Source organism: Patescibacteria group bacterium (genome assembly GCA_041664365.1).
GTDB lineage: Bacteria > Patescibacteriota > Patescibacteriia > UM-FILTER-42-10 > UM-FILTER-42-10 > JAHJEX01.
Genome location: JBAYKW010000008.1, coordinates 29,464 through 51,234, shown reverse-complemented (window position 1 = coordinate 51,234; position 21,771 = coordinate 29,464). Strand labels below are relative to the sequence as shown.

Annotated in this window: 20 protein-coding genes and 1 tRNA gene; 10 read left to right on the top strand and 11 right to left on the bottom strand. The window is 41.8% G+C overall.

Annotated elements, in window-relative coordinates:
* Positions 1-17 precede the first annotated feature (17 nt).
* Positions 18-5,213 carry a fibronectin type III domain-containing protein gene (locus WCW66_05460; GenBank protein ID MFA6392158.1) on the bottom strand — a complete coding sequence of 1,732 codons (5,196 nt, stop codon included), beginning with the start codon at positions 5,211-5,213 and terminating at the stop codon, positions 18-20.
* 225 nt (positions 5,214-5,438) lie between these two features.
* On the opposite strand from WCW66_05460, the gene WCW66_05455 reads away from it, so the two are divergent.
* On the top strand, positions 5,439-6,224 hold the full coding sequence (locus WCW66_05455) for a patatin-like phospholipase family protein (protein MFA6392157.1): 786 nt from the start codon (positions 5,439-5,441) through the stop codon (positions 6,222-6,224).
* 398 nt (positions 6,225-6,622) lie between these two features.
* Here WCW66_05455 and WCW66_05450 read toward each other — a convergent pair whose 3' ends face one another.
* From WCW66_05450 to WCW66_05435, 4 genes are all read right to left on the bottom strand, one after another.
* Positions 6,623-6,955 (bottom strand): hypothetical protein, encoded by a 333-nt coding sequence (locus tag WCW66_05450; GenBank protein MFA6392156.1) that lies wholly within the window; start codon positions 6,953-6,955, stop codon positions 6,623-6,625.
* A gap of 153 nt (positions 6,956-7,108) precedes the next feature.
* Entirely contained in the window at positions 7,109-7,282 is a 174-nt protein-coding gene (locus WCW66_05445) for a CxxC-x17-CxxC domain-containing protein (protein MFA6392155.1), read from the bottom strand.
* 168 nt (positions 7,283-7,450) lie between these two features.
* Positions 7,451-8,023, bottom strand: coding sequence for a hypothetical protein (locus WCW66_05440; GenBank protein MFA6392154.1), 573 nt, complete (start codon positions 8,021-8,023; stop codon positions 7,451-7,453).
* A 192-nt stretch (positions 8,024-8,215) separates the two neighbouring features.
* The gene (locus tag WCW66_05435; protein ID MFA6392153.1) at positions 8,216-8,956 is read right to left on the bottom strand and encodes a hypothetical protein; all 741 of its coding nucleotides are present in this window, start codon (positions 8,954-8,956) and stop codon (positions 8,216-8,218) included.
* A 211-nt stretch (positions 8,957-9,167) separates the two neighbouring features.
* Between WCW66_05435 and WCW66_05430 the strand changes: the two genes are divergently transcribed.
* Positions 9,168-9,884 (top strand): DNA alkylation repair protein, encoded by a 717-nt coding sequence (locus WCW66_05430; protein ID MFA6392152.1) that lies wholly within the window; start codon positions 9,168-9,170, stop codon positions 9,882-9,884.
* On the opposite strand, the gene WCW66_05425 is transcribed toward WCW66_05430, so the two are convergent.
* A complete protein-coding gene (locus WCW66_05425) occupies positions 9,867-10,196 on the bottom strand; it encodes a hypothetical protein (GenBank protein ID MFA6392151.1) in 330 nt (109 codons plus the stop codon). The genes WCW66_05430 and WCW66_05425 overlap by 18 nt on opposite strands.
* Positions 10,197-10,486: 290 nt before the next feature.
* Between WCW66_05425 and WCW66_05420 the strand changes: the two genes are divergently transcribed.
* From WCW66_05420 to dxs, 6 genes are all read left to right on the top strand, one after another.
* On the top strand, positions 10,487-11,251 hold the full coding sequence (locus tag WCW66_05420) for a hypothetical protein (GenBank protein ID MFA6392150.1): 765 nt from the start codon (positions 10,487-10,489) through the stop codon (positions 11,249-11,251).
* Between the two features lie 17 nt (positions 11,252-11,268).
* Positions 11,269-11,607, top strand: a complete 339-nt coding sequence (locus WCW66_05415) for a hypothetical protein (protein ID MFA6392149.1) — start codon at positions 11,269-11,271, stop codon at positions 11,605-11,607.
* Positions 11,608-11,647: 40 nt separating this feature from the next.
* On the top strand, positions 11,648-11,869 hold the full coding sequence (locus tag WCW66_05410; GenBank protein ID MFA6392148.1) for a hypothetical protein: 222 nt from the start codon (positions 11,648-11,650) through the stop codon (positions 11,867-11,869).
* Between the two features lie 237 nt (positions 11,870-12,106).
* Positions 12,107-13,705: a hypothetical protein gene (locus WCW66_05405; GenBank protein MFA6392147.1), complete on the top strand. Its 1,599-nt coding sequence runs from the start codon at positions 12,107-12,109 to the stop codon at positions 13,703-13,705.
* Positions 13,706-13,736: 31 nt separating this feature from the next.
* Positions 13,737-14,027: a hypothetical protein gene (locus WCW66_05400; protein MFA6392146.1), complete on the top strand. Its 291-nt coding sequence runs from the start codon at positions 13,737-13,739 to the stop codon at positions 14,025-14,027.
* Between the two features lie 183 nt (positions 14,028-14,210).
* On the top strand, positions 14,211-16,085 hold the full coding sequence (gene dxs, locus WCW66_05395) for a 1-deoxy-D-xylulose-5-phosphate synthase (protein ID MFA6392145.1): 1,875 nt from the start codon (positions 14,211-14,213) through the stop codon (positions 16,083-16,085).
* Positions 16,086-16,135: 50 nt separating this feature from the next.
* On the opposite strand, the gene WCW66_05390 is transcribed toward dxs, so the two are convergent.
* The 5 genes from WCW66_05390 to WCW66_05370 all read right to left on the bottom strand — a co-directional run bounded on the left by WCW66_05390 (position 16,136) and on the right by WCW66_05370 (position 20,157).
* Positions 16,136-17,629 carry a leucyl aminopeptidase gene (locus WCW66_05390; protein ID MFA6392144.1) on the bottom strand — a complete coding sequence of 498 codons (1,494 nt, stop codon included), beginning with the start codon at positions 17,627-17,629 and terminating at the stop codon, positions 16,136-16,138.
* Positions 17,630-17,716: 87 nt separating this feature from the next.
* Positions 17,717-18,091: a response regulator gene (locus WCW66_05385; protein ID MFA6392143.1), complete on the bottom strand. Its 375-nt coding sequence runs from the start codon at positions 18,089-18,091 to the stop codon at positions 17,717-17,719.
* Between the two features lie 69 nt (positions 18,092-18,160).
* Positions 18,161-19,273, bottom strand: coding sequence for a HAMP domain-containing sensor histidine kinase (locus WCW66_05380; protein ID MFA6392142.1), 1,113 nt, complete (start codon positions 19,271-19,273; stop codon positions 18,161-18,163).
* Positions 19,274-19,390: 117 nt separating this feature from the next.
* The gene (locus tag WCW66_05375) at positions 19,391-19,699 is read right to left on the bottom strand and encodes a hypothetical protein (protein ID MFA6392141.1); all 309 of its coding nucleotides are present in this window, start codon (positions 19,697-19,699) and stop codon (positions 19,391-19,393) included.
* Between the two features lie 47 nt (positions 19,700-19,746).
* Entirely contained in the window at positions 19,747-20,157 is a 411-nt protein-coding gene (locus WCW66_05370) for a hypothetical protein (protein MFA6392140.1), read from the bottom strand.
* A 295-nt stretch (positions 20,158-20,452) separates the two neighbouring features.
* Here WCW66_05370 and WCW66_05365 point away from each other — a divergent pair, with 295 nt between their 5' ends.
* Complete coding sequence (locus WCW66_05365) at positions 20,453-21,493, top strand: type IV pilus twitching motility protein PilT (protein ID MFA6392139.1); 1,041 nt, start codon at positions 20,453-20,455, stop codon at positions 21,491-21,493.
* A gap of 172 nt (positions 21,494-21,665) precedes the next feature.
* Positions 21,666-21,742 (top strand) — tRNA-Arg (locus WCW66_05360).
* Positions 21,743-21,771: the final 29 nt, after the last annotated feature.

Below are 21,771 nucleotides of genomic sequence, written 5' to 3'. Positions count from 1 at the left end.
ATAAAGTATCTGTTGTCTTAGTTTAACACTAGTGCTGGAATTTTCAACCTCCAACGGGGCATAATTATGCCAGGATTGTCTTTTAGTGAAGAATAAACCTCTTGGTTAGCAAAACTTATATGATTCCACATATTTCCATCACCATAAAACTGTTCTGCCAGTTTCCACAGCGAATCTCCTTCGGACACTTCATAAAATAATTCGGTCTGCACTGTTTCTCCTTCGAGCACATATTCAGTAACATTCTGTTCAGACTGATTGATCGTTACCGTCAACGGATCTGTTTTTTCGCTTACTTTTCCGTCTAAGCCAACAGCATCAATTTCAATAACATTCACACCGAACGTTAGTCCGCTAACTAATGCATTAAAATTCGCTGTCCCTGAAATATTATTTTCAACCATAAATGTATTAACAATTACTCCATTCAAATATACCCGAATCTGACTGTCATTAATTGCTAATCCAGGAATTGTAACTCTATAATTATCACCATCATATAAAGTTGGAGCGTATACGATTGGTGTTGGATATGGCGGATTCACTGAGAACACTCTTGGACCGGATTCAGGACTGACCTGCCCGTCTGCATCCCGCGCCCTAACCACAATACTATGTTTGCCAAAAAGCAGGGGCTCCTTAAGATAATAATAGAAATTGCCGGTACCACTGGAATCGTTAGTGGCTTTTACCACCGCGACCAGTTCACGGTCAACTAAAATAAATATATCGTTATCGGATTCAGCCAAACCGGTAATTAATGGTCTCGTGGTATTTACAATTGTTTCACTTTCCGGAGCAATAATTGTCGGAATAGCAGGTAATGTGTTTTCTTCTCCTTCCGCCAGTGTTGAGAACGTCGCATCCGCATCAATTGCTATCGTATTGCCGGTACTCAATACCTCATAATGATATCTTGTATCCGGTACAAGGTCCGAGATTAATAATTCATGCATTGTAACCAGATCAGCATCATAAACTTCACCACCATATTCAGTGCTTATGCCGTACCGGACTTTTGAATCAGCATCATGGTTAGTGGTCCAGGAGATTAGCACTGAAGTTGTCGTGATATTCGAAACTTGTACATTCGTAATAATGGTATTCTCTAATGCACTGGTTGTAACCAGATTGTCGGCCGACTCTCCCGTATTCCCTGCTGTATCCGTTCCGGTAAGCATGAAATGGTAGGTGGTATTACCAGCAAGTCCAGTCACAGTCACTTCATGCTGTGTCGTTCTTACTGAATCACCAACTGTAATATTTCCATACGCATCTGTCAGACCCCAATGAATGATGCTGGTAGTCGGTTCATTGCTCGTCCAGGAAACAGTAAATGAATTTTCAGCAGGTGTGATTACTATATTGGAAAATGTCGGCTCAGCTGTATCGACAGTAATCCCATTACTTGTGATTGACTCCAATACTTCATTATCAGAATTATATGCTCTAACTGTTGTGTAATAAGTTACACCATTCAAAAGCGCTAGCCCGGTTCGGGTAAAATTTTTACTGGAACCAACATCGGTATAGTCAACAACTTCATTACCGCCCGAGGTAGTTCCTATGGCATAAGCAAAATGATCAATCCCGTCATCTGTTGCTGTAGACCAGTTTGCGGAAAGCTGGGTTGCATCATTTGTCACATTGCTGTCACTGACCAATCCGTCATTAATTACTGAAAAATAAATGGTCCATGCTATCTGTGCGCCGTTTATTTCCCTGTCAAAATTTTCTCCGCTTTTGTTGCCGCTGGCCTGGGCAAATGTCCAATTAATTCCCGGGCCGTTCGCATTGACATTGTAAACAGCATTGGCATCCGCGCCATCTGATGCCGAATCAAAAACCACATTACTATATGAATCATTAGATGTTAATCCCAGCAGAGAAATATAACTAGGATTGGAGCCCGCTCCAATATTATCAAAGGTGCCGTCCGACAGTTCTGATACCGTAGCGGTTGATGAAATATTTAAACCGGAATCATTTAGATAGTCAAAATCATAATATCTGGCGCTGATCGTGCCAGCGACATTCATGCCGAAATTACCGGTACTTAATCTGGAAATCTGCGTTCTATTACTGCCCGCTGACTGGCCTTGAATCAGCAAGGAATCAGCTTGATCAACCGCAAATGATGCGCTCGGACTGAATCTTATATTCGTCTGCCTTTCATCTCCTCCAGATAAGTCAGTACCGTCGAAATCTGTAGCGTATGCCCAATATTCATTCGACCGGGTATTGCATGAGCCGTAGATATTTAATTGCCCGTCTGTTGTATTATGATCAAATGATTCTAAACATCCACCGCTGTCTACAGTGATCGCGTCGGCGGTAGAATTCCACATTCCAATTCCGTCACTTCCACCGATCCGCAATGTGCCGTATGTATCAGCGCCAGCGGTTTTGGTGTTAATCATATCCAGTTCACTGGCATCGTTTAAGTATAATGTTGAACCGGTCCAGGTAGTACTGACTCCGCCCACGGAATTGATAAAATTGCCTTGAACTTCAACCGTCCGTCCGCTTTCCACCACAAATGATGAAGCACTGGTTAAATTCAAATCATTGGCAACCGTCATGTTGTCTGTCTGGATAGTCCAACCGCCGCCGGCATGATTAAATTCAACATCGTAGAACGGGGACAGGCCGGCCTCAATAATTTCACCGGCATCCGTCGAACTGAATGTAACTCCGGCACTGCCGTGGTTAAATGCTCCACCGCTGTTTAACCAATCGCCTTTGACTATTAAGTCATTTCCACCTGATGAAAAAGATCCTGCCGATATGCCGACTGATTCATTGACCGTTAACGGATCCGCTAATGATACCGCTCCTCCGCTGACCGTAAAATTTTCGAGGTTTTCTGCATCGCTGGTCAAAGTTTTATCCGTTCCGTTCATGACAAGTATATTACCAGTCTCGGTAGTGAAGGTTCCGCCGGTTAAATCGACATTGCCAGAAACAGTCCAAGGATTACTTCCGGTCGTGACAGTCTGCACTCCACCACCCGATACGGCAAAATCCAGATCACCGGAAATATTCATTGTCGGATCGTTTGTTGCTCCGGCAAAAGAAATATTCTGAGTATTGGCAGCCTGGATAATTAAATCACCAGCAACAGTATGTGTTCCGGCAGCAGGAGTCACGGTACGGGCATTTGTGGCGGAATTATTATATATTTCCACATTACCACCATAAGTTCGAACCGGCATTGTTTGATCATTGCTGGTCGTGTCCAAACGCAAAATTGATGAGATCGTTCCGGTTGTCGGGAAAACAGTGGAGGTTTTATAATCCAATCTGCCTAACCCGCCAATTATTCCATCCAGAGTCAGAACTGAACCCGAAGTTTTTGCTAAAGATAAAACTCTACCGGAATTAATATTCACCGCATCACCGGCATCAACATCCAGAGTATTGGCAACATTCATATCATCAGTTTGAATTGCCCATGTACCGTCTCCGCCGTCACCTTGGAATACGACATCATACAAACTGCTTACTCCTGTTTCTATAGTGTTATCAGTATCTATCGCATCAAAAACGATTCTCCCGTTCTGATGAGTAAACGTGTCATTATTATCAAAATTTCCTCCAACATTTATTTGGGGTGTAAAAGCCGGCGTATTTAATTTTTGTTTTGAACCGCCTTCATTTACCCTCAGAGAAATTGTTGTTTCACCACTGCTGGCAAGATGAAAAGCATTACCTGTTCTGACTTCAAACTCAACCGCTAAAATTTGATTACTTAAATCTTGCTGGGGTATACCGGCAAAAGTAATTGTATTATCGGTAGCTCCTTCCGTATTTCCTGTCGCTACTATAGTCCAGTTTGATATTGCAGTTGGGCTGCTAAGATCAGAGTTAACCTTCCAAAGACGCGCGGAGATACCAATAGTATCGTACTGATAATAACCCTGATGATACACTCTAGTAAGATTCACTGACCAACTACCCGCAGCAATGGACCCGTTAATCGGCATGCCATTATTTAACATATACGCACGGGATTGGAAAGTGGCAGGTTGGGATGCACCAATAAATCCCGAAGTTCCTGTCGGATAAAAAACACAAAATTGTTTGTTATGGTCAACCTCACTATCAGAACAAGTTGCGATATCACTGGCTACCCCGGCTGGATCTTCCGACTTCATCCTTCGACTGTTTGCTGCCGCACCATCCGTATCATCAGTAAAATACCAAACTTGCGGACCGCTCATATTTAAAGTACCACCATCAATTGTTATATTATTTGCCACATCTACATTGCCACCTGGCACATAAGCTGCACCGGACCCACTATCATTAATTATCAAGTCATTAAAATCGGCGCCCGCCACAGAATCTGCTTCACTATTATCAATAGCTTCTGTGCCGGCAGAAGCATTCAGTGTTGTCGTATTACTGCCAGGGTTATAAGTGCCTTCATTTTTCCAGGAACCGCTGACAGCAACAGCATTATTATTCATATTTACCGTCGCACCATCACCGATCCGGAAATCTCCTCCGCCCTGGGTTGTTACCAAACCGCCCGGAGTATAGATATCACCCGTCCAGATATATAAATTAAATCCCGGATCAAAACTGATATCCGCCCCTGAAACGATATATTTGATATCATCATCGCCATTATCTCCCGTCAATAAATCACTATTGGTTATCGTTCCCGTATCTGACCGTAAAATTACATAGTTACTATACAAATTCACGTTCACTTGTGACGTTTCATCAGTAATAAAAGCAGTTGTAGCCTCTTCTGATTCATCATCTAAAAACACCGTAACTATATCCCCAGAATTAACATTCACTGCTGATATAGACCAGGCTCCATCGGCGGTCGTTATCTCATCTGTATAAGCACCAGCCCCTTCAACCTTCAACTGAACTGTTTTGGCGGTAACACTACCGTCAATCGGCGTTTTACCGAAATCCTGGTAAGCATGACCTGAAATATTGATTGAACTGGCCGCGGTGCTTACGTTAGAATCAGCCAGATTTAGAATTAATATTGCTGAAAAAATCAGAATAAAGCCAAAAAACCGTATCGTCCATATCAGCTGTTTGAAATTAGTATATGGGCGTGTGTAGACACCCCGATCCGTTTGTGGCGTTACCTTGTGGTATTCCAAAGCAAGATTTTTGCAAAAAAGCGCTTTTATATAGATAAAAGTCTTTTTAATCGGGTTTTGGTTTTTTAGCAAGTCATCCATATTTACAAAAAAAGCACGCAATTAACGTACTTTATTAATGGTGGCATTTATATGGCATATTTGGCCAATATCAGCCAAAACAGCTGTATAACTGTTAGTATTCATATCCATATTTAAATGTTTTTTATTTTTGTTTCTTATTCTATTATACTCTAAATTTTATGTTTTGTCAATATTTTAAAATAAGAGTAAAATAATTAATAGGATAATCATAATTTTATACATATGGCAAAAATAGGCCTGTCACTAAGTGGTGGTGGTTTATTGGGATTAGCTCATATTGGAGTGCTCAAGGTTATCGATCGGCTAGGGATCCAAATCTCAGCAATCGCTGGTTGCAGTATGGGTAGTATAATCGGCACTGCTTATGCGGCTGGCAGAACACCGGAAGAAATGGAGCAATTCATCCTCTCACTAAGATTACACAGATTAGTGGACTTTTCTTTTTCCAAATTGGGAATCAAAAAAATGAGTAAATTTGAAAAAGCTCTTATTGATTTTGTCGGAGTCACAGACTTTAGTGACCTTCAGATTCCACTATATATCAACGCAACAAACATTACTGAAGGTAAAGAAAGAATTTTTTATTCCGGTAATATTATGAATGCAATCCACGCAAGTACTGCATATCCGGGAGTTTTCGCTCCATTAAAAATTAAAAATAACTACTATATTGACGGCGGCGTGATAAACAACCAGCCCTTTCCGATTTTACCAAAAAAAATCAAAAAATTTATTACAGTGAATATCACTCCGAAAAAAAACCTGCAGACGCACGAGAGATCTTCCATCCTAACAGTACTGGATATCAGTATTAGGATCATGCAGGAAGAAATCGCTGATCTGAGATTAAAAGAGTATAAACAGAAAAACTATACAATAATCAAACCTCATATTGACAATGCAAGAATAATTTCACCGGAAAAAACAATAAGATATATTATTAATTCCGGCGAACTTGCCGCCCAAAACCATATCCCGGAATTAAAGAGAAAGTTTAAAATAAAATAGAATAAAAAAACTCGTGAATCTGCCAAATCACGAGCTTTGTGTTTCTCGCAAGTCGTTCTATGCGAGCCTGATCGGAGCTATTCCTCCGCCAGCAGAATCAACGATCGAAAGAGTACAATCTTCTCGAAGGAATCGTGGCATACCGACGAATTGATCTGGATGGGGAACGATGACCATGGGGAAAGCCAGATCCCACGCATGGTTGGTGTCACGCGGAGTGAAGACGCGAATACTGCTTCCTTGAGCCTCCTCCCCGTTGCAGTCGGAACAGCGGACCAGGCAGAACAGCCGTCCATTAAAGCAAATCGACTCAATGACCTTCGTTACCCGCAGACACCCGGCATGGGTGTAACCCCTCAAATAGGGTAGACTGGCCGGGATGAGCACTTCATTACACTTCATCTGTTTCCTCCCTGAACGTGTTCCACGATTCTCACGATGTTTGGGAAATGGGGATTTTTCCAACTCTTCCGGTAAGGCACGCCCGACGCGATGAAAACCAGCGAAGGTAAAATATCATCATCCAGCATCGCTTCCGCGATTACTCCCTGACCATCGGCAATTACCAGTCCCATACCCGTGAGTTGCACATCGAGGTATGTGGTATGGTCATCGACCTCTATATCAATGACCGGGCGATCTGCATCTGGTGTTTCCACTAACCTGAAGATTGCTTCCAGGATAGCATTACCGATGTGTTCAATCGGCGGGATGAAATCATCATCATCCATTCACTACTCTCCTTTGGTTTGAATGAAAGAACAACGCTTAACTGATAACCCGCGAGTGGCTAGATTATTACAGCGAGGCCATTTTGTCAACCTGATACATTTTTATAACCAAAAGACTCCTCAATTGAGGAGTCTCTTCAAATTCTCTAGAAACTAGTAGTCCCGACGCGGTCGGTCGTTTCTTCGCTTTTGGTGGCAAGACCGGCAATAAAGCGGTCGATCTCCATCCGGCTCAAATGGAAGTTCGGTAATTTCTGCTCCGCATTCTGAGCAACTCCATTGGCCTTGGTAAGATTTACGTTGGTCAAAATCTCTTTGGTCGTCCATTATTATGTGACCTTATTGTATTCTATTTAAAAATCTTTTAAACAAAATACATTAACTAATTAGTAATAAAAGTTTATCATCGCGGTTTTCTATTGTCAATCGTTTATTTATTAAAAATAAAAAAATGCGCGAACTACATGAGCCCGCGCAAACCGTAGAACTTACGCCCTACTTCTTGATCGAAACTACGGTGACGGTGTCACCTTCAGTGGGAAATCCGTTCTTCGGATCCACCTCGATGAGGATGCTGACCGTTTGGCCGGCAATCACTGTTTCCTGATAGCCCTGATTGACCTCGATAGAGGCGGCGATCTGTTCGTGGCGGAATCCATCCGGACCATGGATAACGATCCAGTCACCCTGACACAAAACACCTTCTTCCAGGTCGACCGCGATCACACCGCTGGCATCATAGACATGGAAGATAGTCCCCTTGCCGCCGATGGTGGCCTGCACGCCGTTCACGAGAAATACGTCGGATTTGTTGGGAGGAAGCTCATCGCAGAATCCTTCCACCAGTACCGCGCACCGTTCGCCGGCGACGACAACCCTAACCGGCCGACGGTTGATCTGGAGCGAGTGCACGCTCTGGTAGTGTTCGAAACGCTCCCACCTCTCGAACAACAGTTCCGTGCTGTTATCCAACACCAATGCTCCGCTGCGCACCTCAAAGGCGACGCAACCCTTGGGTTGGAACCTGTTCGTTACCCGCGCTTTGAATCCACACATGACCTCGGCCATGACCGAACCTCCCTGCTCAGTTTCATTGTCTCAGGCTTAGGACGGGACTTCCTATCAAAAAAGAGCGATACTATCTGAAATATTAGTGTTAGTAAATTACATTATATTATAAAAAAATGCAACTAGACCAATATAAAATAGAAAAGACCGCTCTCGACAAGCGGTCCTTTTGTATCATTCTAAAAAAATAATTTAATTGACCACAACCTGATAAGCACCTGTAGTATTGATGGAATCTGTAAGTGTTCCATTACAACTCTCTTCAACATATTTGTAGATAAGATAGACCGCATCTTCACCTAAAGAATAGCCAGCAGAAACCCAGACGTCGTTGTTTTCAGGATAGATACTAGGTGAATAATCATTTCCATCATCATAAGGTTTGTAAAACACCCGGATGTTTATTGGCGCATCCATACTTGCTTCAGTAACAGTAATTTTTTTGAAGTGCGCATGTGATTGTTTCGCCCATGTGCCGGAATCAGGCGTAGTGCAATCAGTATCATAATCATATGTTGAGATAAAATCTCCGTCATTACCGGTATCGATTGTTCCTTCATACCGCTTGGTGCCCGTTACAGTCTTCCCATTAACTTCCAATGTGCCTGAAATTTCCGCGTTGTCATTAATAATAAAAGGCTTGTCATCGCTAGTGCCCGCGGTACTGCCACGATAAACTCTACCGTCAATCCGGACGTTATCGCCGAAGGCCACTGGCTGGTCAGAACCGTTTGCTCCAGTTGTATTGTTGATAATTGTACCATTGAAAGCGGTAACACCACCCGTGCCTTGATTACCGACTTTAAGCGAATCGACTTCAAAAGTACCCTGACCTTTGAATGTTGTCACGGCACTAAAAGCAACGCTTGCCACGACAAAGATGGCCAACACGGAGAAAACTCCGACGACCACGCTACGTGCTCGATTATTCATATGTTTCGACGTTAGTTTTTTAGTAGCCAACAAATAAATTGATGGCTGTTTTATTATCTCTAACAATATTATAATCATATCTCTGTCCAAGATATTGGTCAATATAAAAATATTTAGTGCTGAAATTACTGAGATTAATTTTTACTAGTATCTCGCTATTATCTATTTTCAAAATGAAACTGTTCTGTTAAAATATCAATGTAAATATTTTATGAACGAGAAAATGAATCTGAATGAATTAAGAAAAGAACTCCATATACATAGTGACCCCAAACAAGCCCAAAATCTTTTGAGGTTCTTTAAAACCGGAAAAGGGCAATATGGAGAAAATGATAAATTTTTGGGGATCAAAGTCCCTAATCAGAGAATTATCGCAAAAAAATTTAAACAAATTGATTTGAAGTCCGTTGAAAAACTATTACAATCCAAATGGCATGAGGAACGACTGACTGCGCTTCATATATTGAATCTGAAATATAACAGCGCTGGCAAAGCGGAGCAGAAAAACATCTTTGATTTGTATTTCAAAAATGTAAAACACATTAATAACTGGGACCTGGTAGATTCATCCGCGCCGTATTTTGTCGGGCATTATTTGTTTGATAGGAATCGGGGCATGTTATATAAACTGGTGAAATCCGGCAATCTGTGGGAACGGCGGATTTCTATAATGGCGACTTACTATTTCATAAGACAAGGGCAGTTTGAAGAAACGCTGAAACTTGCTAGAATACTGTTAGAGGACGAACACGACTTAATCCAGAAAGCGGTGGGTTGGATGCTCCGGGAGATTGGCAATAGAAATATGCCTGCGGAAGAACAATTCCTGAAGAAAAACTACCACAGAATGCCCCGTACTATGCTGCGCTATGCAATAGAGAAATTCCCAGATAAAAAAAGAAAAGGATACTTATATGGAAATCAATAAAAACGAATACAAAGCGCCGTTAAATTCTATGCTGTCTATTGTACTGCCTTCAGTCTCTTTTGGTTTGATGATTTTCACCATCGGGCTTGGTATCCAACTGACGATATTTACGGCAACCGTTCTGTTTATTATTATGCCACTAGGCAGTATTGTACTGGCGTTTTTCACCGCTAAAAAGTGGAATGTCAGCCTAGGTAAAACCGAAGAAATATTTTTGCGCCTTGGATCGATTATTGCAGTGATAACCATTTTCAGTTTCTTTTGGATAAATTCTTTATAAAGTAAAATCTTCTCCCGTAAATTAGACGCCATTACATGGTGTTTTTTTATACATGATTAGAATGTCCTCAATAGTATTAACCCCATTAGTAGGTGAGGATACGTATCCTCACCTACTAATGGACTTGACAAGATGCAGTTTTAGTGATAGAATGCTCAGTTGCTTCAAATGGATAGAACCAAGAGAAGCGACGGCACGTTCACTAGCTGAACGCGCACCCCAAGTGCCGGACAGAACTTGCAGGGAATTCTCCATTGCAGGATGGCTGTCAGACACGCTTCGTCTTCATAGGACATAAGGGCCTATGGGGAAGGAGTTTATCATGAGTAGCGAAAAGCGCTCGGCATGCTGGATCAGTTCCTTCACCGTCGTCGGCATCGTAATGCTGGCCGCCAGCATACACATGATGATCGACGCCGAGATCGAGATCTCGCTTACGAACATCGTGCTGGCTCTGATTCCGTGCCTGGTCTACTATTCGTGGTTCTGCCTCGACCTGTGGCAGCACAACGGACGCCAGCGGTATATCTACCGTTGGATCGACCCCGACACCGGTAAGGAAGTTAAAGGCATCTTTCCGGACTCGGACACAATCTTCATCCGACAGAAGGTGTCGGGTTGGGGTGGATGTTCGGATCTGATCGTTCTCAATGGTTGCGAATTTCCGAAAGCGGCAAATTGGTCGCTTGACCAGTCGTCGACGATCCACAGCATCGTGCTCATCGACGAGTCTGGCATGAAGACTGCCGTCGCTTCGCTTGAGACGGCCATCTGGCTCGTCAGCAACCGTCGCAGCGTCATTGACGCTGTGGAAAGTGGACGGGGCGACGAAGCCCGTGCTGAACAGTTTGGCACCGAGCGCGACCAGCTGATCGGCGCGTTCCTGTGCCTGTACCAGCAGGTCACTGACAATCGCGAGACCTTCGGCAATTCGTCGTATGGAGTGCTCGTTTGGCACTTCACCGATGAAGTTCTCAGCCAGACGCTTGGGCAGGATTTTGACCTGACCCAGCAAGTATTCAAGGACAAGACTGGCGTTTGGCAGCAACTGGCTGACCAGTGTATCACCCGCTTCGGTCGGCGATAACCCCTTGGAGGTTAATCATGTCTCGGACAAAAAGCCGTGTTGCCATCATCCTGTTGGTGGTTGCAAACCTGGCACTAGTTGCCCTGTGTCTCCCTGTTCTGGGGGTGCACTACGGCCCAGTCGAGTACTCGGAACCCTTCGAGCTCGAAGGAGTCGTGAAGTCCTGTTCCGTACTGCTTCTCGACGTCGAGACCGAACAGGGCGCTCTCGTGATTCCGCGGCTCGGTATCAAGGAATTCGCGGCCGGAACGAATGTGACGATTCGGCTCCGCGAATGCGTGAAGCTGAAAACCAAGGATGGTATTACCGTCCGTAAGCTCGACAGCTTCCAGTGCCTCGGCGTTAGAGCCAAGTAGCACATTCACCCCGTCAACTATAAGTCTAGGAGGTGAAACAATGGAGTGTCTCTTCTGCGGACACAAGGGTGAAAGCCATGACCAATATTGCCCCAACGGGCATAAGGTCAGGGAGCAGATCTTCTGGAGAGGCTATGATGAAGGACGTACCGGGAACGTCGAGCATCCCACCTCCCAAGACCCAATATTCGTGATGGGGTTCTACAAGGGGGTCTGCAACCTCGAAGAAGCCGTGAACGGCTACGACCCCCGCTTCGACTAGCAATACGTCGCACCTTTTTCTACTGCGCCTCCGCGAGTATTTCATCGGCAATTCTGCACGATGACTTACTCCGGAGGCCTATTTTTTTATACATAATCCTGCGATTTTAATTTTTATACCGGTATTTAATTATGTCTTGACACTTATCCCTTTTAAGGATAAAGTACCCAGCTCGTAAATAGAGACTTTAAAATAAACGAAAATAGGGTATAATAAAGTAATAAATTAAGTCGAACCATGATTACAGAAGATTCATTACCATTTTCACTCAAACAACTGATAATGGCTTTCCAGCGGAAGCCGGCGGTTGAAGATATACCACATGGAGTAGCCAGGATTCAGGTTAACAATACCATCAGCCGTGTGGCTTTTTTTTATGAAAAATTCCGTAATGCTATTGATTATAAAGAAGAAAACCTACTGAGAAAAAATGCCATTAGCCGTATGTTGAAACGCCGATTGGTACCAGGAGCAGATATCAATAAAGTCGCAAAACACCTGGTTTACGAACTGATCCGTGGCAGATATTTAAGGAATAAATCCGTTCCGGAGACTAAAATTCACGAAATAGCTCATACTATTAACAATTATGTACTACTGCTCCATGAAGTGATTCGTGACTATACCGGACAGGATTATTATGACTTTCGTAAATGGATTTTGGATATCGCAGCTGTTGAGATTGAAACCCAGCTGGTCAGTCCGCATCGGGACGCGGCCATTGTTGATTTTTCCTTCCGAACAATTACAGAAAACATGGAATGGGAGGACAATAAAATATCCCAGAAGGACAAAAACACAATCCTTTATCTGGCCATCCACCGCGCATTGATTAAATCCGACCAGCCGATTCTGGTTCATCATCTGTGGAAGTTTGAATTCGGCGAATGGAAAAATGTGGATATGGAAACCATCCGCAGAGCGGGTAGAGAAATCGGCAACTTCAGAAAAGAAACAAACCGCATCTTAAATCACCCTTTAAACGGATACCTATTTAATAAAATTAAAAAAACATCTGTTCTGTTCCAGGTATTAAGAGATGTAATAGAAAATAATCCCCAAACTGCTACTTCAATAATTCTGGATCCGGGACAATTAGACGCACAAATCCGAACAGTAACCACGGAACGTTACAAAAAGGCACACATTAAATTAGAGCGGAGCGTAAAAAGAAGTTTTGTCTATTTATTATTTACTAAAACCGCGCTTGCTTTAATGGTTGAGCTTCCCTATGATCGATTCTTTGTTGATGAAGTTAACTACACACCACTACTGGTGAATATCATATTCCATCCATTTTTTCTATTCTTCCTTGCCATAACAATTAACACTCCTAGTAATGATAATACCGAGCGGATTATCCGTGGTATCCATGGCATACTATCGCTGAATACCGACAGTAAACCGAAGTGGCGAATCCGTCCCGCAAAACGGAGAAGAGTTACTATGCTTGTTTTCCAAATTATCTATGGAATTGCTTTTACACTCTCCTTCGGAATTCTAATCGCCTTTCTTACCTTAATTAATTTTAACTGGGTCAGTATTTTATTCTTCATTTTCTTTTTGACTATCGTTAGTTTCCTGGGGATTAAACTGCGTCAGGACAATAAAGAACTGCGGATGCAAAATCAAAAAGAAGGATTCTTCAGTATTCTAGTAGACTTTTTTACCATCCCGATCGTCAGAGTGGGACATTGGCTCTCCCTGAAAGCCCCGAAGGTAAATGTATTTGTATTTATCCTTGATGTAATCATCGAAGCGCCATTTAAATCAATCGTGCATGTCTCGGAGCAGTGGATTGATTATATTCGGGAGAAAAAAGACGATTTATATTAATATTAATTTTTCTTATAATTAACAAAAGAACATGACAGCAAAAACTGCATTAAAAACCGTACTCATTATATCCATCGCCGGACTATTATTCTCCGGATATCTTTCCTATATGGAAATATTTCGGGGAGGATGCACGGATGCCATCGTAAAATGCTCGGTTGGTGATAAACCGGTAGTTGATCTGGGCACCTTGCCGGCCTGCGTTTATGGTTTAATTATGTATATGATTATCTTCGTAGTTACCCTACTGGGCCTCAAAGGCAAAAAGGTAGCTGTTGAAAAAACTGAAACAAAACCCGAAACACCGACGCAAGCGGAATAATAATTTTTAAACAAAAAAGTGTATCAATTCGATACGCTTTTTTGTTTAGTATTGCAAAACCAAATCAGCAAAATCGCACACTAAGACTTAGTTTGCAATTAACCTCGCGAGTGCTATGATTTATGTAATATCTAGAAAGTAATCTTCCCAGGATATATCAATAAATAATCGATAAAGGCTATAATGCTGTTAGAAAAGATAAAAAACCCGAATAACTTGAAAAAGTTTTCTGTTTCAGAATTGGACGAAATAGCAAAAGAATTGAGAGAAACTATCATCAGTACTGTAGCCGTTAACGGCGGACACCTTGCTTCAAACCTAGGCGTAGTTGAACTTACGCTGGCTCTTCATTATGTATTTGATTCACCGCTGGATAAAATCATCTGGGATGTCGGTCATCAATCTTATGTTCATAAACTGCTGACCGGACGATATGACGAATTTCCTACTTTAAGAATGCACCGGGGGATTTCCGGTTTTCCAAAAATTACTGAAAATGAGCATGACGCGTTTGGTACCGGACACAGCTCAACTTCAATTTCGGCTGCCTTAGGGATATTGGAAGGCAGAGATCAGAACAAAGAACGTTTTAAGGTAATCGCCGTAATCGGTGACGGTGCACTGACCGCTGGACTTGCCTTCGAGGGTTTGAATCATGCGGGACAATCAAAAAAAGATCTGATCGTCATACTGAATGACAACGAAATGTCGATCTCTCCGAATGTTGGCGCTCTTTCCGCGTATTTGAGAAGGATTATGATGAGTAACGGTTATAATAAATTCCGGAAAGAAACCCGCGACCTACTGAAAAGAATTCCGCACATCGGTGAACCGGTGTTGAAGATTGCGCAGAAAGCGGAAGATACAGTGAAGGGGGCATCTATTCCCGGTGTCCTGTTTGAAGAATTGGGGTTTGAATACATCGGCCCTTTAGACGGGCATAAAGTAGGCGACTTAATATCTGTCATCAGATCCTACAAAGACGTCAAAGGTCCTGTCCTGATTCATGTAATAACAAAAAAAGGTAAAGGATACGATGCGGCGGAAAAAAATCCGGAGATTTTTCACAGCGCCGGGCCGTTTGACATCAAATCCGGTAAAATGCACGCTTCTTCTGGGCAGTCGTATAGTAATATTTTCGGCAACTATCTGGCTGAACTGGCAGAAAAAGATAAACGGATCGTGGCCATTACCGCCGCCATGACTGACGGCACGGGGCTGACTGAATTCGCCAAAAGATTTCCGGACCGGATATACGATGTCGGTATCGCAGAACCGCATGCCGCCACATTTGCCGCCGGACTGGCCACGCAGGGGCTTAAACCGGTTGTAGCAATTTATTCTACTTTCCTGCAAAGAGCATACGACGAAATTATTCATGATATCTGTCTACAAAATTTGCCGGTTGTCTTTGCTATCGACCGGGCTGGAATTGTCGGCAATGACGGCCCGACGCATAACGGCAGTTTTGATTTTTCCTTTCTCAGGCATATCCCCAATCTGGTTTTAATGGCGCCAAAAGACGGCCATGAACTGAAACAGATGCTTAGGACAGCCTTGTCTTTAAACAAGCCTGTAGCCATCAGATACCCAAGGGGAAGTGAAGCAGAAAATAAAAAAGATACATTATTAGATATTATACCTGTCGGTAAATCTGAAGTTTTGCGAGAAGGCAAAGATCTGTTATTAATCGCCATCGGGAGCACGGTTGAAACCGCAATTTCCGCAGCAGGGAAGCTTTCAGAAAAAGGGATTGATACTTGTGTGATCAATGCCCGATTCGTTAAGCCGCTCGATACTGAAATGATTAATAGCAAATCAGAACAGATAAAAAAAGTAATCGTCATTGAAGAAAATTCCGTAATGGGCGGGTTCGGCAGCGCTATCCTGGAACAATTTGCGGATAATAATATTACGGATATAAAAATAAAACTGATCGGCATCCCGGACAGTTTCATCGAACAGGGCACGCAAAGCATTCTTAGGCAAAAATTAGGACTGGATGTTGAAGGAATAGTAAAAGAATCATTGTTACTAATAGAAAAAAACCACAAATAGGCTCTTGTGATTTTTATCATTCCGTTTAACTAAACGGACTTTTGTTTAAATTATTTCCACTTTCTGACCAACTCAACAGCAAGCGCGACCCCGACGCCGGTTGCTCCTTTGCCCAGATAAGGTTTTTCTTCTGTACTCCAGGCAGTACCAGCGATATCAAGATGAGCCCATTTGTAATCTGAAATAAATTCCTGGAGAAAAGCGGCGGCAGTGATTGCGCCACCTCCATAACCGGTTCCGGTATTTCGAACATCTGCGATATCACTCTTTATCTGCTTTGAATACTCTTCCCATAATGGCAACTCCCATACTCTATCTCCGGATACCTCACCTGCCTGTTTTACTTTTTGCATTAATTTAATATCATTACCCATCATTCCTGAAACATGCGTCCCTAATGCGTAAACACATGCCCCGGTTAAAGTTGCAAAATCTATAACCACTTTTGGTTTATAACTTTTTGCATAATGTAAGGCGTCAGCTAAAATCAATCTGCCTTCGGCATCCGTATTAATTACTTCAATAGTTTTCCCGGCTGCCGAACCGATTATGTCACCCGGTTTATAAGCCTGGCTCGAAGGAAGATTCTCCGTTGCCGGTATTAATGCTACGCAATTAATTACTATCTTAAGATTCGCAATAGCTTCGATAGCGCTGATTACTGCCGCACCACCAGCCATGTCAAATTTCATTTCCTCCATCTTTTCTCCGGGTTTGATCGAAATTCCACCACTGTCAAAAGTAATTCCTTTACCAACGAGTACCATCCACTCCTTGGAATCGGGCTTTCCTTTGTATTCTAAAATAATAAATTTCGGCGGATGTTGCGTCCCTTGCGAAACCGCCAAGATCGCTTCCATCTTTTTTTGTTTCATTTCTTCCTTACCCAGTATTCTGCACCGTACTTTTGGAATCTTCGCGACTTCGTGCGCCATTTCCACTAAATAGCTGGGGTTCGCTTTATTTGAAGGATGATTACCATAATCTCTGGCGCGATTAACCGCTGAAGCAATAATCTCACCATCTTTTAACCCCTTCACAAACAACTTGTCGGGGTAATTTGTATAGAAATCAAGTTCAGTAACCCGGTGCGGTAGATCTTTCTTAACAGTCTTATACTCAGAGAATTGGTATTCCGCCGTCATCGCACCGATCACAAGCGATTCGGCAATTTTATCTGCCGACAGTTTCAATCCTGTTATCTTCGGCAGAAACACGGCAACTTTACTGACCGTACTTTTCGCCAGAGTTCTGATCGCGATACCCATACCTCTTTTTAGTACCGTCGGTGATAAATCTTTTTTCTTTCCCAGACCGACAAGCAGTACGCGGGTAAACCCAAGCTTTGAGCCAGTATTCACCTCAACCGTCTCTCCTTTTTTCGCTTCAAATTTTTCTTCCCTTACAACCGTCTGCAAAATGTCTTCCAGCTCCCGGTCAATATGTAACACCTCCTGAGAAAGCAGTTTCTCTTCAAACAAAAAAAGTACCAGCGCCTGCGCTTTTATTTCGAGTAATGATCGGTTATATTTGGCAATTTTCATAGTACATGTAGTATATGGCAATAATATTACTTGTCAATCTTTTAAAAAAGGTGCCGTTTGGCACCCTTTTTTTATTCATTACTTTATTTATTCCATTGAGGCCCGGATTTTATCCACTATATCATTTAAATGATATTCGCTCTTCGGCAGATAATCTTTCGCACCCAAAGAGATACCCCTGCTGATATTACTCTTTTCTGACAGATTAGAAATAATCACCGCCGGAATGTCTTTTGTTTTCGGATCGCTTTTAACTGTCTTTAAAATCTCAAATCCATCCGTATCCGGCAGAATAATATCTAAAATCAGTAAATCAAATTTTTTTTGTTTGATTGCCTTTAATCCTTCCTTGCCGGTAGAATACGCCTCCACTTCAAAGCCTTCCATAGTCAGTTTTGACTGTAGTGCATACAAAAGAGCAACTTCATCTTCAATTATTAGTATTCTTTTCTTGTTTTCCATATATTTTGACTAAATTATTACGCTGTGTTAATTATATGTTTTATTTATAGAAATGTTAAGCTTCTGCAATTAAGCCGTTGGAAGCGTGAAATAGAAAGTACTTCCTTCTTCCTCAACCGATTCGACATTAATAATGCCATCATTGCCTTTGATAATCACTTTGGCAATTGCAAGACCCAGTCCGGTACCGATCGGTATTCCAGTTTTGAGCTGTCCTTGCGTATTGATAACTTGTGAAAAACTTAAAAATAAACTGCTAATTTTTTGTTTGGCAATCCCGATCCCGTTGTCCGTGACTGCTATTAATACGGAGTTTCTGATATCTAAAATTTGCGGTGACATAGCTGTAATAAACCATTTGATGCCAGATCGTTCAGCAATTTCTTCGATGTGTTTTCCTTTATTAACATATACAGCCTGCAGAGTTATTTCTCCGTTGGCCGGAGTAAATTTTATTGCGTTCACTAATAAATTGGCAATTACCCGATTAATCGAATACTCATCAAAAGGAACAGAAGGAAGATTCTCCGCGATTTGCATATTCAATTTTATTCCTTTCCCAGCTGCCAGAACTTTATAGTTTTCTTTTTGAATTTTAATATTCGTCTGGATATCCCCTATCTGCTTATGAATAATAAACTTTCCCCGGTCAAAACGTGCCACATCCAATAAGTTAGTAATCAGATTCAGCATATTTGTGATACTGTGATCGATTGACTGATGTGCCTTCACCATTTCCTTCCCAGGTGTCTGTTCCTGCTCGTTTAAAAGTTCAATTATCATCCGGACGGCTTCCAGCGGAGACCGCATATCATGTACTAACATGGTTGTAAAATCATCCTGCATTTTTTTTGCTTCTCGTGATTCTTGCAGTGCTTTTTCCAATTCCTGATTATTTTGTTTTAATTTTTTCTTCGCCTGCATTATTTTGGTCATCCCCTGATTAACAAGGAAAGAGATGATAACCATTACAAATGAAACAAAGGCAATCCAAATTATCACAACTTCCGGAGGAAAATAGAAACTGGCTAAATAGTACGTCCCGGAAATACTAAACAGGGAAATAATTCCGGTAAAAACAAATAAAAAATTCGGGCACTCCCAAAGCGAGAGTCCTTCTTCCCGGCACTGTTTGACAAACCGTACTGATTTAAAAAAATTTGACTTTTTTTTGTCTTCCATTAATTTGGCGATGAGAAAACGCTATTTGACTTAATCTTACTCTCTTTTATATTGTACTGTCAAAACAAAAACACGCCGTTACAGGACATGTTTATTGATCATACATACTGATTTTCTTTATTCAAATTCTTTCAATTTTTCATCCAGTTCCGCTATTGATTCATCAATTGTTTCACCAAGAGTTTTGTCCCCGCCCTTAACGTAAGCATAGACAAATGATCCGATTTTCTGAAAAAATATGTCTAAAGCATTTATATCTTTCTCTGCGTCAAGTCGAACAGACTCCAAAACAGTCTCAATCTTATATTCTTCCGGAAAATTCACTTTACTTAGTCCCCGCAACGCAGTCTGCCACATTTTCTTTTTAGACTCTGCTGCATTTGAATTTTCAACAAGTATCTGTATTTTTTTAATTATCTCATCCATAAAAATATTTTATCTTTAACTACAGCTTCTCGTCTCTGTGAAATAAATTAGCTACCCGCACGATTATGCTGGAGGGAATCCGTTACCGTCATCACTAACGCAGCGAAAATTGTGCCGGCACTGCCGGATTCCGCGACACCCATCCATCCTTTCGATATTCCTAATGCGGTAATGACTCCTCCCGCAACTAGCCCTGCTGTTGCCGGGCCATATTTTTCACCATAATTTTTTAATAACTGTGCTACTCTTTCACTTAAAATCTTCAATTTTGCCAAAGTGTCATCTGACAATTCCATTTGTCCTTCACTCATCTGTTGCATCCTACTCATTTCTTCCGGACTTAATTCGGCAATAATCTCATCTACCAATTGAACTTCCTCATCAAGTTCATCTGATAATTGTTCGACAACTTTATCATCAACACCTCCTTGATTAAGATCTGGTATTTCTTTGGACATACAAATTAATTTATTAATAATCTTGTTTAAGACTAGCATAAATTTACCTTTTTGTAAATGTTTTCTGATTGAAATATAATTGACAAATGACTTTTTATATGCTACAATGAAATTGAAAATAAAAACAAAAATAATTCAATGCAAAAAAACAACATCTTAATTCAAGAGAAAATCTTGTTACAAGGAACTATTGAAATTGAGAAGTGGTCAATAAAAGTTTCTTGGTATGATAACATACTGAAGGCACTCTCTTCTTCGTTGCGAGTGTTTTTTTAATTAGTAAACCAACAAATCTATGAAACTGACTGATTTATTGTTAATTGCTGTTAATAAAAGAGCTTCCGATCTGCATATCGCGGTCGGGAAACCGCCTATTCTGCGAATTGACGGAGCGCTTGCTCCGATCGAAGATCAAGAACCGATTACTCCGGAAAATGCACAGAACATAGTTTTTGATATTCTGTCCGATATACAGAAAGAGCGTCTGATAAAAGATCGGGAGATTGATGTGTCATATGAAATTCCGGACATATCCCGTTTTCGTGTAAACATTCACTGGGAAAAAGGCAATATCGGATTGGTCGCCAGAGTCGTGACTTCACTCACCCCCACCATGGAAGAACTTGAGATGCCAAAAGTTGTTTATGATTTACTTGATCAAAAACAGGGCTTGATTCTTGTAACCGGACCTACAGGCTGCGGAAAATCAACTTCACTGGCTGCGATGATCAATTATATTAATACTACCAGAGCAGCAAACATTATTACCTTGGAAGATCCGATCGAATTTATCTATAAACCTAAAAAAAGTATTATTAAACAAAGGCAGCTTGGTTCGGATATGCTTTCCTTTGCTGATGCATTGAAGCACGTGCTACGGCAAGACCCGAATGTAATTCTGGTCGGTGAGATGCGCGACCTGGACACCATTGCTGCCACCATCACACTCGCAGAAACAGGGCATTTAGTGCTGGCAACTTTGCACACCTATAGCGCCGCTCAAACAGTTGACCGTATCATCGACGTATTTCCTCCATACCAACAGTCCCAAGTCAGACTGCAGCTTTCCATGTTTCTAAAAGGTGTTATTTCTCAACAACTTGTTCCAAAAGCAAGCAAGGGTCGCGTTGCATCCAGAGAAATCCTAATTAATACCCCTGCGATCAGTAATCTGATCAGAGAAAATAAGATTGCTCAGATCAAGACCGTCATTCAGACCGGAGTTGCCAATGGAATGAAAACAATGGATCAAGATTTGAAGCGACTATATAAAGAGGGTCTGATCACGGATGAGATTGCCAAATCCTACATGACAAATCCGGAAACATTAAAATAGAATTCAAAAACAATAAAAAAGGGCTTTAAATAGCCCTTTTTGCTTGATTAATAACGCTTGATCAAACAAAACTTTTGTGATACGCTCATTGTGATTTGCGCCCGTAGCTTCCGCCCAAGGCGGACCAGTCTCGGGCTGGCAATTGGTAAAATATAAGTAGTCTATTTTTCATGCCCCCGTAGCTCAATTGGATAGAGTGCTTGGCTTCGGACCAAGAGGTTGTAGGTTCAAATCCTACCGAGGGCACCATATTAGTCTATTAATAAAACAAATAATAA

Excerpts from the sequence above, each read along its gene's own strand:
- dxs (MFA6392145.1), top strand. The coding sequence starts at position 14,211 with ATGCTGTTAGAAAAGATAAAAAACCCGAATAACTTGAAAAAGTTTTCT.
- WCW66_05425 (MFA6392151.1), bottom strand. The coding sequence starts at position 10,196 with ATGGCGTCTAATTTACGGGAGAAGATTTTACTTTATAAAGAATTTATC.
- WCW66_05385 (MFA6392143.1), bottom strand. The coding sequence starts at position 18,091 with ATGGAAAACAAGAAAAGAATACTAATAATTGAAGATGAAGTTGCTCTT.
- WCW66_05435 (MFA6392153.1), bottom strand. The coding sequence starts at position 8,956 with ATGAATAATCGAGCACGTAGCGTGGTCGTCGGAGTTTTCTCCGTGTTG.
- WCW66_05460 (MFA6392158.1), bottom strand. The coding sequence starts at position 5,213 with ATGGATGACTTGCTAAAAAACCAAAACCCGATTAAAAAGACTTTTATC.
- WCW66_05370 (MFA6392140.1), bottom strand. The coding sequence starts at position 20,157 with ATGTCCAAAGAAATACCAGATCTTAATCAAGGAGGTGTTGATGATAAA.
- WCW66_05445 (MFA6392155.1), bottom strand. The coding sequence starts at position 7,282 with ATGGACGACCAAAGAGATTTTGACCAACGTAAATCTTACCAAGGCCAA.
- WCW66_05440 (MFA6392154.1), bottom strand. The coding sequence starts at position 8,023 with ATGGCCGAGGTCATGTGTGGATTCAAAGCGCGGGTAACGAACAGGTTC.
- WCW66_05405 (MFA6392147.1), top strand. The coding sequence starts at position 12,107 with ATGATTACAGAAGATTCATTACCATTTTCACTCAAACAACTGATAATG.
- WCW66_05400 (MFA6392146.1), top strand. The coding sequence starts at position 13,737 with ATGACAGCAAAAACTGCATTAAAAACCGTACTCATTATATCCATCGCC.
- WCW66_05455 (MFA6392157.1), top strand. The coding sequence starts at position 5,439 with ATGGCAAAAATAGGCCTGTCACTAAGTGGTGGTGGTTTATTGGGATTA.
- WCW66_05380 (MFA6392142.1), bottom strand. The coding sequence starts at position 19,273 with ATGGAAGACAAAAAAAAGTCAAATTTTTTTAAATCAGTACGGTTTGTC.
- WCW66_05365 (MFA6392139.1), top strand. The coding sequence starts at position 20,453 with ATGAAACTGACTGATTTATTGTTAATTGCTGTTAATAAAAGAGCTTCC.
- WCW66_05450 (MFA6392156.1), bottom strand. The coding sequence starts at position 6,955 with ATGGATGATGATGATTTCATCCCGCCGATTGAACACATCGGTAATGCT.
- WCW66_05390 (MFA6392144.1), bottom strand. The coding sequence starts at position 17,629 with ATGAAAATTGCCAAATATAACCGATCATTACTCGAAATAAAAGCGCAG.
- WCW66_05415 (MFA6392149.1), top strand. The coding sequence starts at position 11,269 with ATGTCTCGGACAAAAAGCCGTGTTGCCATCATCCTGTTGGTGGTTGCA.
- WCW66_05410 (MFA6392148.1), top strand. The coding sequence starts at position 11,648 with ATGGAGTGTCTCTTCTGCGGACACAAGGGTGAAAGCCATGACCAATAT.
- WCW66_05420 (MFA6392150.1), top strand. The coding sequence starts at position 10,487 with ATGAGTAGCGAAAAGCGCTCGGCATGCTGGATCAGTTCCTTCACCGTC.
- WCW66_05375 (MFA6392141.1), bottom strand. The coding sequence starts at position 19,699 with ATGGATGAGATAATTAAAAAAATACAGATACTTGTTGAAAATTCAAAT.
- WCW66_05430 (MFA6392152.1), top strand. The coding sequence starts at position 9,168 with ATGAACGAGAAAATGAATCTGAATGAATTAAGAAAAGAACTCCATATA.